The following is a 12,531-nucleotide window of genomic DNA, read 5'->3' on the forward strand; positions in this document are numbered from 1 at the left end:
CGGCTCAGAGGCGGTGTCCGGGCGGCAGCGGCTGTTCGGTCCAGACGGTCTTGCCCTCCCGCTCGTAGCGGGTCCCCCACCGCTCGGTGAGCTGGGCGACCAGGAACAGGCCGCGTCCGCCCTCGTCGGTGCTGCGGGCCCGGCGCAGGTGCGGCGAGGTGTTGCTGGTGTCGGTGACCTCGCAGATCAGGCTGTGGCCGCGGATGAGCCGCAGGGTCACCTGCCCCTTCGCGTATCGGTAGGCGTTGGTCACCAGTTCGCTGACGACCAGTTCCGTCGCGAACACCAGGTCTTCCAGTCCCCACTTGGTGAGCTGTTCGGTCATCAGGCGGCGGGCGACGGCGGCGGCCTGTTCGTCGCCGGGCAGGGTCCAGGTGGCCACGCGCTCGGGGCCCAGGACGCGGGTGCGGGCGAGCAGCAGGGCGACGTCGTCGTGCGGCCGGGCGGGGAGCAGGGCGTCCACCACGGCCTTGGCCGTCTCCGGCAACGACCGGTCGGGTACGGCCAGTTGGCGGCCCAGTTCGGCGATCGCGGCGTCGACGTCGCCGCCGGGCGACTGGATGAGCCCGTTGGTGAAGAGGGCGAGCAGGCTGCCCTCGGGAAGGTCCAGTTCGGCCGCCTCGAAGGGCAGGCCGCCCAGGCCGAGCGGGGGGCCCGGCGGCAGCTCGGGCAGGGCCACCCGGCCGTCCGGGGTGACCACCGCGGGCGGCGGGTGGCCGGCGCGGGCCAGGGAGCAGCGGCGGGAGACCGGGTCGTAGACGGCGTAGAGGCAGCTGGCGCCGGTGACCTGGTCGTGGGGGAAGTCGCGGGTGTTGACCTCCTGTTCGGCGGCCAGCCGGTGCACGAGGTCGTCGAGGTGGGACAGGACCTCCTCGGGTTCCAGGTCGAGTTCGGCGAGGGTGTGGACGGCGGTGCGCAGCCGGCCCATGGTGGCGGCGGCGTCGATGCCGTGGCCGATGACGTCGCCGACGACGAGGGCGGCGCGGGCGCCGGAGAGCGGGATGATGTCGAACCAGTCGCCGCCGACGCCCTCCGCGGCGCCGGCCGGGATGTACCGGTGGGCGACCTCGACGGCGGGCAGGTCGGGCACCTCGCCGGGCAGCAGCCGGCACTGGAGGGTGAGGGCGGCCTGGTGCTGCCGGGTGTAGCGGCGGGCGTTGTCGATGCAGACGGCGGCGCGGGCGGCGAACTCGGTGGCGAGCGTGAGGTCGTCGTCCTCGAAGGGCTCGGGGCGGCGGGCGCGCCAGAGGACGACGAGGCCGAGGACGAGGCCGCGGGCGACGAGCGGCACCGTCATGACGGAGTGCACGCCGAGTTCGGCCGCGCGCTCGGCCCGTTCCTGGGCGACGGCCCGGAGCCCAGCGGGTCCCCGGCCGTCCTGGACCAGCACCGGGCGCTTCTCGGCGAGGCAGCGCGCCTGGGGGCTCTCCGGGGGGAAGACGATGCGGTGGCCGACCGGGTGCAGGGCCTCCTCCGCCTCGGCGACGACGGAGACGGCGGCGGCCCGGCAGACGGCGCCGCCGCCGTCCTGCGAGGGTTCCTCGCCGTGACTGACGTTCTCCAGGAGGTCGACGGAGACCCAGTCGGCGAGCTCCGGGACGAGGACGCCGGCCAGTTCACGGGCGGTGGTGTCGACGTCGAGGGAGGTGCCGATGCGCCGGCCGGCCTCGTCGAGGAGGGCGAGCCGCACCCGGGCGCGGTGGCGTTCGGTGACGTCCTCGACCAACTGGGTGACGCCGAGCACCCGTCCGGCGGAGTCGGTCGTCCGGAACGCCGAGACGGAGACGAACCGCTCCCGCGCCGGGGCCGCGCGGAGCCGGCAGGGCTGTTCGGTGAAGATCATGGGCCGTCCGGTCTCCAGCACCTGCCGCAGCCGGTGTTCCACGGTGTCGGCGTCGTCGGTGATGAGGAAGTCGCCGGTGCGGCGTCCGACGGCCTGCTCGGCGCGGATGCCGCCGATGTGGGCGACGGCCTTGTTGACGCGGAGGATGCTGAGGTCGGGGGCGTGCACGACCAGCCCGATGGGCGAGCGCCGGAACAGCCCGTCGAGCACGGACCGGTCGGTCTCCCACTGGATGATTTCCTCGGCGGGGGCGCCGACCAGGAACCACTCCGGTGGGGCGTCCGGCCGGACGACGCGCCGGGCCCGGACGCCGACGTGGATCCGGGTGCCGTCGCCGCGGAGCACGGGGAGCACCCCGAACCAGCCGCCGTCCCGGACGCAGGCCCTGGCCGTCTCGGCGACGGCGGTACGGTCGCGGGGCGCGAGGAGGACGTCGGCGGCGGGCCTGCCGGTCACGTCCTCGGCCCGGCGGCCCAGCAGCTCCGCGGTCTGCTCGCCCCAGCCGACGACCGTCCCCCGGTGGTCGAGCACCAGCGTGGCCGCGCGGGCGAGCGAGAACGGGTCGTCCGGGCTCTCGCTGACGGGCGTCGTGGCTCCGTCCGCCATGGGCTGCCTCCTTCCGCGCGGGGCCGGCCGGCCGCGCTCGCGCCGGGGCGCCTTCCACCCGGGACACCTTCCACAGTGACGGGTGTCGGGCCCGCACGCCCTTCGGGCGCGTCCGGCTCGGCGGGGCGGGGGCGGGCGCTGCCCGCCGTCTGCGCTCAGGACGGCAAATTGCTTTGTGCCCTCATCGATATATGGCGATGATTCGGGTTATGAACCGTGGATTCGATGATCTGGTGGCCGAGGCGGCCTCCGTTTCCGTGGACGGCTGGGACTTCTCCTGGCTGGACGGCCGGGCCACCGAGGAGCGCCCGTCGTGGGGCTACCAGAAGCTGATGGCGGGGCGGCTGGCCGGGGCGTCGGCGGCGCTGGACGTGCAGACCGGGGGCGGTGAGGTGCTGGCGGGCGCCTCGGTGCTGCCGCCGACGATGGTGGCCACCGAGTCCTGGCCGCCGAACGTCGCCAAGGCCACCGCGCTGCTGCACCCGCGCGGCGCGGTCGTGGTGGCGGCGTCGGACGAGCCTCCGCTGCCCTTCGCGGACGCGGCGTTCGACCTGGTGACCAGTCGGCATCCGGCGACGGTGTGGTGGTCGGAGCTCGCCCGGGTGCTGCGGCCCGGCGGTACGTACTTCGCGCAGCACGTCGGGCCGGCCAGCGTGTTCGAGCTGGTCGAGTTCTTCCTCGGCCCGCAGCCCGAGGCCCGCCGGAAGCGGCACCCGGACGACGAGAGCGCCGCGGCCCGGGCCGCGGGGCTGGAGGTGGTGGACGTCCGGTCGGAGCGGCTGCGGATGGAGTTCTTCGACATCGGCGCGGTGGTGTACTTCCTGCGGAAGGTGCTCTGGACCGTCCCCGGGTTCACCGTCGACCTCTACCGGGACCGGCTGCGCGAGCTGGACGAGCGGATCCGGGCGGAGGGCGCGTTCGTCGCCCACTCGTCCCGGGTGCTGTTCGAGGCCCGCAAGCCCGCCTGAACCGACGGCCGTCGAGTGGGCCGAAGGTTTCCATAAACAATGAATATAAAATTGCTATGCTTCGGGCATGAGTCGTCAAGACAGCGCACCCGGCGCGTCCGCCGCCATCGGAACAGCCCTCTACACCCTGGCCACCAGGGCCGCGAGACGCCTGCCCCGGGACATGAGCCTGACGTCCGCCGCCACCCTGGCCACCCTGGACCGGACCGGCCCGCGGCGCATCACCGATCTGGCCGCGGTCGAGGGCGTCACCCAGCCCGCGATGACCGCCCTGGTCCGGGTGATGGAGGAGTCCGGCCTGGTCGAGCGGCGGGGTGACACGTCCGACAAGCGGGTCACGCTGGTGTGCCTGACCGAGGCCGGTGCCTCCTACGTCCGGACGCGGCGCCAGGCGGGCGTCCAGGCGTTCGAGCGGTTGATCGGCGGGCTCACCGGTGACGAGGTCGAGGCGCTGGTGGCGGCCCTTCCGGCGCTGCGGCATCTGGCAGAGCTCGAAAGCCAGGACCGCGAAGGGCCGACGCGGTGACCGGGCAGCCGGTCGACGGGGCCGGGGTGCGGGCGTTCCCGGAGGCGCGTTCCGAGGCGCGACTGCTGGTCCCCGCCCTGGTGTTCGTCGCTCTGGTCGTGGCGGCGGTCGGCAGCCTCGGGGCGCCGCTCATCACCAGCGTGGCGACCTCGTTCCACGTCTCGCTCGGCAGCGCGCAGTGGACGCTGACCGTCGCGCTGCTCAGCGGTGCCGTCGCCACGCCGGTCCTGGGCCGGCTCGGTGCCGGTCCGCACCGGCGGGCCACGATCCTCGCCACGCTGGCGGTCGTCGTCGCCGGCAGCGCGCTCACCGTGCTGCCGCTGCCGTTCGCGTGGCTGCTGGCCGGCAGGGCGGCCCAGGGCGTCGGGCTCGGGCTGACGGCGCTGATGATGGGCGTGGCCCGGGACCACCTCCCCGAGGAGCGCGGCGCGGCCGTGATCGCCCTGATATCGGTGGTCTCGATCATCGGGGCCGGTGTCGGCTACCCGCTGGCCGCACTGCTCGCCGAGTTCGGCGGGGTACGGGCCGCCTACGGTCTCGGCCTGGCCGTCACCGCCGCCGCCCTCCTGACCGCGTGGCGCTCCATACCCGAAGCCCCCGAAGGCCGTTCCGCCCACGTGGACGTGGCGGGCGCGGTCGTCCTGGCCGCCGCGCTGCTCCTGGTGCTGCTCCTCGCCGGCGAACGGAGCCTGTGGAGCCGGCACCTCCCCGTGGCGGCGGGCCTCGCCGTCGTCGCGGTGGCGCTGCTCCGCGTCTGGGCCGTCGTCGAACTGCGCGGCACGACGCCCCTGGTCGATGTACGGGCGGTGCGGCACCCGGCGGTCGCCGGGGCGAACCTCGCCATGTTCGTCGGCGGGATCGGCATGTACCTCCTGCTCACGCTCGTCACCCGGTACGCGCAGACGCCGCACGGCGCCGGTTACGGCTTCGGGCTGACGACCTTCGTCGCCGGGCTGGTCCTCGTCCCGTTCTCGGTGCTGGGGTTCGTCGCCGGCAAGCTCACGCCGCGGGTCCGGACGCGGATCGCCGACCCCCTGCTCCTGGCAGGCAGCGCCGTCGTGGTCGGCGGCGGGTTCGCCTTGTTCGCCGCGGCCCGGGCGGACCTGGCCGAACTGTTCACGGCGATGGGCGTGCTCGGCTTCGGCGTCGGCGGCTTCTCGGCCGCGATGCCCGGCGTCATCCTGGCCGTCACCCCCAAGAGCGAGACGTCGAGCGCCATGAGCTTCAACTACGTCGTCCGCAGCGTCGGGTACTCCCTGGGCAGCGCCATCGGCGGCCTGATCCTCACCGCGGGCACCGGCCCCGGCAGCCCCTTCCCCGATGACAGCGCCTACACCACCGCGGCGCTGGTCGGCATCGGCGCGATGGCGGTCACGATGCTGACGAGCCTCGCCCTCGCCCGCCGGCGCCCGTCGGAGACCGACTCGTAAGCCGGGCGCGCTCATCCGGATGCCGGGGCAGCGCCTACCGCACCGATTCCGACCCCGAGAAGCCGACCGCGTGCGACAAGCCGGCCGGGCCCGGCCGTCAGAACCGGGGCGGCCGTCAAAGCCGGGGCGTTCGGACGCTCACCCGTGGCAGTCGGATCGTCGCGCATGACGCCGACCCGGCCGCCGGAAGGGCGGCGGCCTCGTCGGGACGACGGCGGATCGTCGTGGCCGAGACGCCGTCACCACCGGTCGGCGGGGGCCGAATACAGCGCGGAACAGGGGCCGCGTGCGGAGCGCACTCCCGTCTCGCGCTTGTCACGACTCCCGCCTTCCCCTCGTGCGTCGGCCCCCCTATGCTGCCCGGGGAACACCGTGGTCCAGACCAACGTCGTGGAAGCAATGGGGAGTTGCGACCGCGTCCGACCGGTCCGCGCTGTTCCGCCGAGGGGGGGTGCAGTCCCCACGCCTGCGGAGGAACCATGACGCTCTCTCCCACCGTCCGCCATGCCGTCGTCGCCTCAGGAGTCGCCCTCTGTCTGCTGACGGGGACGGCCGCCGCCCTGCCGGCCGGCGCCGCACCGTCCCCCGCGGCACCCGCCGCTCGCACCGCCGCGGTCGGCCCCCTCGGGGCCGAACTGCTGTCCGCCGCCGACAAGGTCGGTCTGACCTGGACGGGCGACCAGTCCGGGAGCAAGGACCAGAACTGGGGCAACGGCGGCACCTACCACTACGTGTTGAAGCCCGTCAGCGGACAGGCCACGCCGGACGTCGACTGGAAGGTGCGGTTCACCCTGCCCGAGGGCCAGGCCTTCGACAGCGAGTACCAGCAGGACCAGGTCACCGTCGCCGGCTCGACGCTGACCGTGGCGCCGTCCCAGGACTGGCGCAGAAAAGTTCCGCAGAACGGGCTGGAGATCATCATCGCCTGGAAGGAGGACCCGTCCCCCATAGCGGCCGTCCCCGGAAAGCCCGACGCTCCCGCCACTTGGGCCCCGTACGTCGACACCAGCCTCTACCCCGAGCCCGACCTGCCGGCGATGGCGCAGGCCAGTGGGGCCCGGCAGTTCACCACGGCGTTCGTCGTCTCGGACGCCCAGGACCGGAAGACCCCGGTGTGGGGCGGCCAGCACGCGCACCCCGTCTCGGGCAACTACGGGGTGCCGCGGATCAACGCGCTGCGGCGGGCCGGCGGTGACGTGGTCGTCTCCTTCGGCGGCGCCAACAACAACGAGCTGGCGCAGGACATCACCGACGTCGGCGCCCTCACCGAGGCGTACGGGAGCGTCGTCGAGCGGCTCAAGGCGTACAAGCTGGACTTCGACGTCGAGGGCACCGCCGTGGTCGACAAGGCGGCCAACACCCGCCGGGCCAAGGCGCTCGCGGCGCTCCAGCAGCGGTACGCGGCCAAGGGCACGCCCCTGCACATCTCGTACACGCTGCCGGTCCTGGCGAGCGGGCTCACCCCGGACGGCCTGGAGGTGGTCCGCGACGCGCTGCGCAACGGGCTGGCCGTGGAGACCTGGAACGTGATGGCCATGGACTACGGCCCTCCGGTCCAGGACATGGGCCAGGCCGCCATCGACGCGGGCACCAACCTGCACGAGCAGCTCGCGGCCCTCTACCCCGGCACCCCGGACGCGGCGGTGTGGAAGATGGTCGGCGTCACCCCGATGATCGGCGTCAACGACAGCCCCGGGGAGACCTTCCGGCTGGAGGACGCCCGCCGGCTCGCCGCCTGGGCGTCCCGGAACCACATCGGCCGGCTGTCCATGTGGTCGGCCACCCGCGACCACCCGTGCGACAAACCGACCGCGAGCCCCGTCTGCTCCGGCATCCCCGGCCAGCAGGAGTACGAGTACAGCAAGGCGCTCGGCACGTTCACCGGCTGACCCCCCGCACGGGTGAGCGACGGTACGGGGGCGTTCCGTCCCCGTACCGAGTGGTCGGCGGCCGTCTCCGGCGTGCGGGCGCACCGGGACCGGTACCGTCGGTTCCGGCAGTGCCGGGGCTCCGGATCACGACGACTCCGAGGACGGTATGACCACCACTCCTCCGCTCGGCTACGCGTTCGACAACGACAGTGAGCACGCCACCGAGCAACACCGTTGCCTCGCCGCGGCGTACGACGGCTTCAGCACCCACCGGCTCGCCCGGCTCCCGGTCGCCCCGGGGGCGCATTGCCTGGAGGTGGGCGCGGGCGGCGGCAGCGTCGCGCGGTGGCTCGCGGCCCGGGTCGCGCCGACCGGTTCCGTGCTGGCCACGGACGTCAAACCGCAGCACGCGCCGGCCGCGCCCGGCCTGCGCGTCCTCGTCCACGACGCCCGGACCGACCCGCTGCCCGAGGGCGCGTTCGACATCGTCCACGCCCGGCTGGTGCTGATGCACCTGCCCGAGCGCGACGAGGTGCTGCGGCGCCTGATCGACGCGCTCCGGCCCGGAGGCTGGCTCCAGCTCGACGAGTTCGACGAGACCACCTACGGTCCGCTGGTGCCGGTCGGCGGCTGCGACGAGGCCGCGGCGGCGGCCTACCGCGACTACCTCGACGCCAAGCTCCGTCTGCTGCGGGCGGCGGGGGTCGACCTGGCGTGGGGGCGGCGGGCCGCGACCGCCATGCACCGGGCCGGCCTCGTCAACGTCGACGCGGAGCCCGCCGTCCAGCAGTGGCGCGCCCACTCCCCCGGCACGGCCCTGCAGATCCACAACACCCACCACCTCCGCGACCGGTTCCGCTCCGCCGGCATGACGGACGCCGGGCTGCGGGCGGCCCGCGAGGTCATGAGCCACCCGGACTTCCTGGCCACCTCCTGCCTGATGTACTCGGTCCAGGGCCAGCGGCCCCTCGCCTTCTAGCGCTTGGCGCGGTCGCCGCCGGGTTCACGCCGAGCGCCCGGCCCCGGGGGTGGGTTCGGGGGCCGGTTCGGCGTCCGGTTCCGTCCCGCGGGTGGTTCGTCGGACCGCCGTGCGCAGGCCGGCGGCGATGCCGAGGAGGGCGCAGGCCGCGGCGGCGAGGTAGATCAGGCCGAGCCCCCGGCCGTCGCCCCAGCCGTGGGAGGAGCCGTAGGCGGTGACGGCCGTGCCGACGCCCGTCATCACCGCCACGGAGAGCGTCTCGCACAGCTGGAGCCCCGAACTGGCCGCGCCTTCCTGCCCCTTGGGGGCCAGGGAGAGGACGATGGTGGTGACGGCGGGGTAGACGAAGCCCATGCCGAGACCGGCGACGGCCCAGCCGCCCACGGCGAGCGCGACGCTCTCCAGCGAGGTGCCCACGGCCAGCGCGATCATGCCGTCCCCGGCCACCAGCAGCACGAAGCCGAGCACCACCCGCGCGTGCCGGCCTGACCCCCCGCCTCGGGTGTCCAGCCTGGCCTGGAGCCACGCGCCGGTGACCCAGGTCAGGGCACCGGCGGACAGGGCGAGGCCGGAGCCGAGGGTGTCCAGCCCCATGACCCGGGTCATGCCGAGCGGGAAGAAGGACTCGCCGCCGTAGTACGCGGCACTGACCAGGCCGCGCACGATCATTCCGGCGGGCATGCCGCGCCGGGCGGTCAGGGTGCCGGCGGGCAGCAGCCTGCGGAGCGCCGGCAGGGTGACGGCGAGGCCCGCCACGACCAGCGGGACCAGCACCACGGGGTCCCGGTTCTCCAGCCCCGCGAGGAGGGCGCCGACTCCGAGCACCAGCAGGAACGTGAGCGGCAGCCGGTTTCCGCCGGGCCCGGGGCCGGAGGGTGCGAGCCCGCGCAGGGCGGGCAGGGTGAGCAGGGCGGCGACGGGGACGAGCGGGACGAGCACGAGGAAGACGACCCGCCAGTCGGTCACGTTCGCCAGCGCCCCGGCGACGGCCGGACCGAGCAGGGCGGGCAGCGTCCACGCGGAGGCCACGAGGGCGAGCATGCGCGCCCGGAGCTCGTCCGGGTAGGCGCGGCCGACGATCAGGTAGGCGAGGGCCAGGACCCCGCCGACGCCCAGCCCTTGCAGGGCCCGGCCGACCAGCAGGACGTACCAGTTGCCGGCGAGGGCCGCGACGACGCAGCCGGCGACGAAGACGGTGAACGCCTGGAGGTACGGGCGGGCGGGGCCGCTGCGGTCGGCGCCCTGCCCGGCGGCGACCGTGCCGAACAGGTTGGCCAGCATGAACGCGGTGAACGCCCAGCCGAACAGGTGCACTCCGCCCAGTTCCTCGGCCGCGCGCGGCAGCACGGTGGCCACGCCCAGCCAGAGGAACGCCACCAGGGTGACCGAGGTGATCAGGCCGAAGGACAGCGCGCGGTGGCGTGGGGACAGCACGCCTTCCGTGGCGGTGGTGGTGCCGGACTCGTCCCGCATAGGACCTCCGTTCGCCGGGACGTCCACGACGCGTCTCACCGCACGCCACGCCGCCGCGGCGGCGGATCGTCCACGGGCTTTCATAGGCACTTGGCTATTTAGGCAACGGATTATATAAGCGGGATTTGATAGAGTGTCAACGTGAGCGAGATTGCGCGGAGTTCGGCGGTGGCCACGACCGAGGCGGCCGAGGTCGCGATGTTCAGGGCGCTCGGCCACCCGGTGCGGCTGGGCATCATGAAGGCGCTGGCCGAGCGGCCCGAGACGTGCGCCTGCGATTTCACCGAGCTGTTCCACGTGACGCAGCCGACCATCAGCCAGCACCTGAGGGTGCTGCGCGAGGCGGGGCTGGTGGTCACCCGCCGCAAGGGCGTGCAGATCTGCTACTCGGTACGGCCGGAGGCGCTGCACCGGCTCCACGAGGTGCTGACCGCGATCCAGCCGCCCCGCCTGGCCGCGGCGAGCTGATCGCGTCCCCTCGTCGGCCCCCGTCGGCCCCGTTACCTTTTCCGTGGCCCCGCAACGGGGCGCCTGGCCCCCGGGCTCGGTATGGCTGTGTGCCCCCTGTCGAAGTACATGACCTGGGGGGTGTTGCCGCCGGGCTTCGGGGCACCGCTTGACCGCTGATGAGGGGCCTGACGACCACTCTGGTTCGGCGCAATGCCGGACCGCTTCACGGGTGGCATGTCTGCGTAACGTGGTTGCCGGCGTGTGGTGCCGCAGGGACGGCCGGGAGTTGGGGAGACGAGTGGCGAGGGGCACGCGCACATGGTCGACACGACCGCGACAGATCTCTTCCTCGGCCTGGACCTGGGCAAGGAGTTCCACCACGCCCACGGCCGGACCGGGGACGGCAGGACCGTGCACGACAAGCGGCTGCCCAACACCGAGCCGAAACTGCTGGAGCTGTTCACCAAGCTGGTGGCGAAGTTCGGTACCGTCCTGGTGATCGTGGACCAGGTCGCCAACATCGGCGCGCTGCCGCTGACGGTGGCCCGCGCGAGCGGGTGCCGGGTGGCCTACCTGCCGGGACTGTCGATGCGGCGGGCCGCCGACCTGCATCCCGGTGAGGCCAAGACAGACGCCCGCGACGCGTTCGTGATCGCCGAGACCGCCCGGACCATGCCGCACACCTTGCGCGCGGTGGACCGTGACGACGAGGTACTGGCCGAGCTGACCATGCTCACCGGCTACGACAACGACCTGGCCGGCGAGGTGAACCGCACCACCAACCGGCTGCGCGGCCTGCTCTCCCAGATCCACCCCTCCCTGGAACGCGTGCTCGGCCCGCGCCTGGCCTACCCCTACGTCCAAGCCCTCCTGGCCCGGCACGGCTCCCCGGCGAAGCTGAAGAGACTCGGCCGGGCCCGCTGCGAGGCCCTGCTCAAAGCGCACGGCTCGCGCAAGGCGAAGCAGCTGGCCGGGGAGATCTCCGACGCGCTGGCCGAGCAGACTCTCGTCGTTCCCGGCACCGAGGCGTCCGCGCTGATCGTTCCGGGCCTGGCCGCTCAGCTCGCCGCCGCCCACACCCAGCGACAGGCCACCGAGCAGGAGATCGCCGCCCTGCTGGAGGCCCTCCCTCTTTTCCACCTCCTGACGTCCCTGCCCGGCATGGGCGTCAGGACCACCGCCGCGGTGATCGTCGCGATCGGTGACGGCACCGGCTTCCCCACCGCCGGACACCTCGCCTCCTACGCCGGACTCGCCCCCGCAACGAAGTCCTCGGGCACCTCCATCCGCGGCGAGCACGCTCCCCACCGCGGCAACCGGCTCCTCAAACGCGCCCTGTTCCAGGCCGCGTTCGCCGCGACCGGCTGCAAGAGCGACCCGTCCTCGCGGATCTACTACGACCGCCAGCGAACCCGCGGCAAGACTCACACCCAGGCGATCCTCCGCCTGGCCCGGCAACGCGTGAACGTCATCCACGCGATGATCCGCAACGGCACCCTCTACGAACCCCGCGCCCTCGACCTCGCTGCCTGACACCCACCCCACCCCCTGCCTCTTCCAGCCCGCTCCATCCCGTCACCGGCACGGCCACCCCCGCCACGCCGGCCACCGCCCTGCCCGCACCGCACCCGAGCCGCCGGGAACATCCCGCTTCGCGGGACGTTCCCGAAAACCAGCACGAACCCCTACGAACCAGCCCCGCCAGGGTTGACGAAACAGATAGGGGCACCCCCCGGTTCCGGGCCCCGATTCAAGCCGCCCGCGACCGCCCGTCGGGGCCCGGGCGCACCCCGGTTCGGGCCGCGCCCGGGCGGATCCGCAGGATGGGCGGATGACCAGCACCGAGTCCCACCCCAGCACGGAAGCCGTCGTCGCCGCCGTCCGCGAGGTCGCGGCGGAGTACGGGCGCGCGGTCACCGCCGTCACGCACGACATCGGCGCCGACCAGGTGGCCCGCCGCACCTCGGCCCCGCTCTTCGCGGTCGCCGACCCCGACGGCTCGCTGCCGCACGAGGCGTTCGTGGAACTGAGCGGACCGCCGCGCATCGAACTCACGGTCCATCCGGAGGGCGACACCCGCGTCGTCGTGGAGGGCGTGGACTTCCCGGACGTGGCGCACGAGCACGTACCGGACTTCCTGCGCGCCCTGTTCCTCGGAACCGCCCACCTGAAGAGCCGGTTCTTCCCGCCGGCCACCACCCTCGTCGTCCCGCTGCCGGGCGACGTGACATACAAGGAACATGTGGGGGCACCCCTCTCCCCCTGGCTGGCGGCCCGGCGGCGCTGAGCCCGGTCCTGCCGCCCCAGAAGTCGATCTTGCCAGGGGTAGGGTGACCGGCCGGTGCCCGTCGGAAGGTCCGCCGGACCCGGCACCGGAAGCAAGGA

The 12,531-nt window shown here is 73.7% G+C and carries 10 protein-coding genes; 8 read left to right on the forward strand and 2 right to left on the reverse strand.

Annotated features, from left to right (window positions below; all coding sequences use genetic code 11):
- Positions 1 to 4: 4 nt before the first annotated feature.
- Entirely contained in the window at positions 5 to 2,449 is a 2,445-nt protein-coding gene (locus J7W19_RS01350; RefSeq protein ID WP_004953816.1) for a SpoIIE family protein phosphatase, read from the reverse strand.
- Positions 2,450 to 2,658: 209 nt separating this feature from the next.
- Between J7W19_RS01350 and J7W19_RS01355 the strand changes: the two genes are divergently transcribed.
- The 5 genes from J7W19_RS01355 (at position 2,659) to J7W19_RS01375 (ending at position 8,223) form a co-directional block, all read left to right on the forward strand.
- Positions 2,659 to 3,417: a class I SAM-dependent methyltransferase gene (locus tag J7W19_RS01355; protein ID WP_004953817.1), complete on the forward strand. Its 759-nt coding sequence runs from the start codon at positions 2,659 to 2,661 to the stop codon at positions 3,415 to 3,417.
- A gap of 163 nt (positions 3,418 to 3,580) precedes the next feature.
- Positions 3,581 to 3,943 (forward strand): MarR family winged helix-turn-helix transcriptional regulator, encoded by a 363-nt coding sequence (locus J7W19_RS01360; RefSeq protein WP_004953820.1) that lies wholly within the window; start codon positions 3,581 to 3,583, stop codon positions 3,941 to 3,943.
- Positions 3,940 to 5,373 (forward strand): MFS transporter, encoded by a 1,434-nt coding sequence (locus J7W19_RS01365; RefSeq protein ID WP_004953824.1) that lies wholly within the window; start codon positions 3,940 to 3,942, stop codon positions 5,371 to 5,373. Before J7W19_RS01360 ends, J7W19_RS01365 begins: the two co-directional genes overlap by 4 nt.
- Before the next feature lie 479 nt (positions 5,374 to 5,852).
- Positions 5,853 to 7,262: a glycoside hydrolase family 18 protein gene (locus tag J7W19_RS01370; RefSeq protein ID WP_004953827.1), complete on the forward strand. Its 1,410-nt coding sequence runs from the start codon at positions 5,853 to 5,855 to the stop codon at positions 7,260 to 7,262.
- 148 nt (positions 7,263 to 7,410) lie between these two features.
- Entirely contained in the window at positions 7,411 to 8,223 is an 813-nt protein-coding gene (locus tag J7W19_RS01375) for a class I SAM-dependent methyltransferase (protein ID WP_004953830.1), read from the forward strand.
- Positions 8,224 to 8,247: 24 nt separating this feature from the next.
- Here J7W19_RS01375 and J7W19_RS01380 read toward each other — a convergent pair whose 3' ends face one another.
- On the reverse strand, positions 8,248 to 9,696 hold the full coding sequence (locus J7W19_RS01380) for an MFS transporter (RefSeq protein ID WP_004953833.1): 1,449 nt from the start codon (positions 9,694 to 9,696) through the stop codon (positions 8,248 to 8,250).
- A gap of 141 nt (positions 9,697 to 9,837) precedes the next feature.
- Here J7W19_RS01380 and J7W19_RS01385 point away from each other — a divergent pair, with 141 nt between their 5' ends.
- The 3 genes from J7W19_RS01385 (at position 9,838) to J7W19_RS01395 (ending at position 12,433) form a co-directional block, all read left to right on the forward strand.
- Positions 9,838 to 10,164, forward strand: a complete 327-nt coding sequence (locus J7W19_RS01385) for an ArsR/SmtB family transcription factor (RefSeq protein ID WP_233478048.1) — start codon at positions 9,838 to 9,840, stop codon at positions 10,162 to 10,164.
- A gap of 300 nt (positions 10,165 to 10,464) precedes the next feature.
- A complete protein-coding gene (locus J7W19_RS01390; protein WP_004956465.1) occupies positions 10,465 to 11,679 on the forward strand; it encodes an IS110 family RNA-guided transposase in 1,215 nt (404 codons plus the stop codon).
- A gap of 298 nt (positions 11,680 to 11,977) precedes the next feature.
- Positions 11,978 to 12,433 carry a hypothetical protein gene (locus J7W19_RS01395; RefSeq protein WP_004941374.1) on the forward strand — a complete coding sequence of 152 codons (456 nt, stop codon included), beginning with the start codon at positions 11,978 to 11,980 and terminating at the stop codon, positions 12,431 to 12,433.
- Positions 12,434 to 12,531 lie beyond the last annotated feature (98 nt).

The sequence above is a fragment of the Streptomyces mobaraensis NBRC 13819 = DSM 40847 genome (assembly GCF_017916255.1).
GTDB classification, from domain to species: domain Bacteria; phylum Actinomycetota; class Actinomycetes; order Streptomycetales; family Streptomycetaceae; genus Streptomyces; species Streptomyces mobaraensis.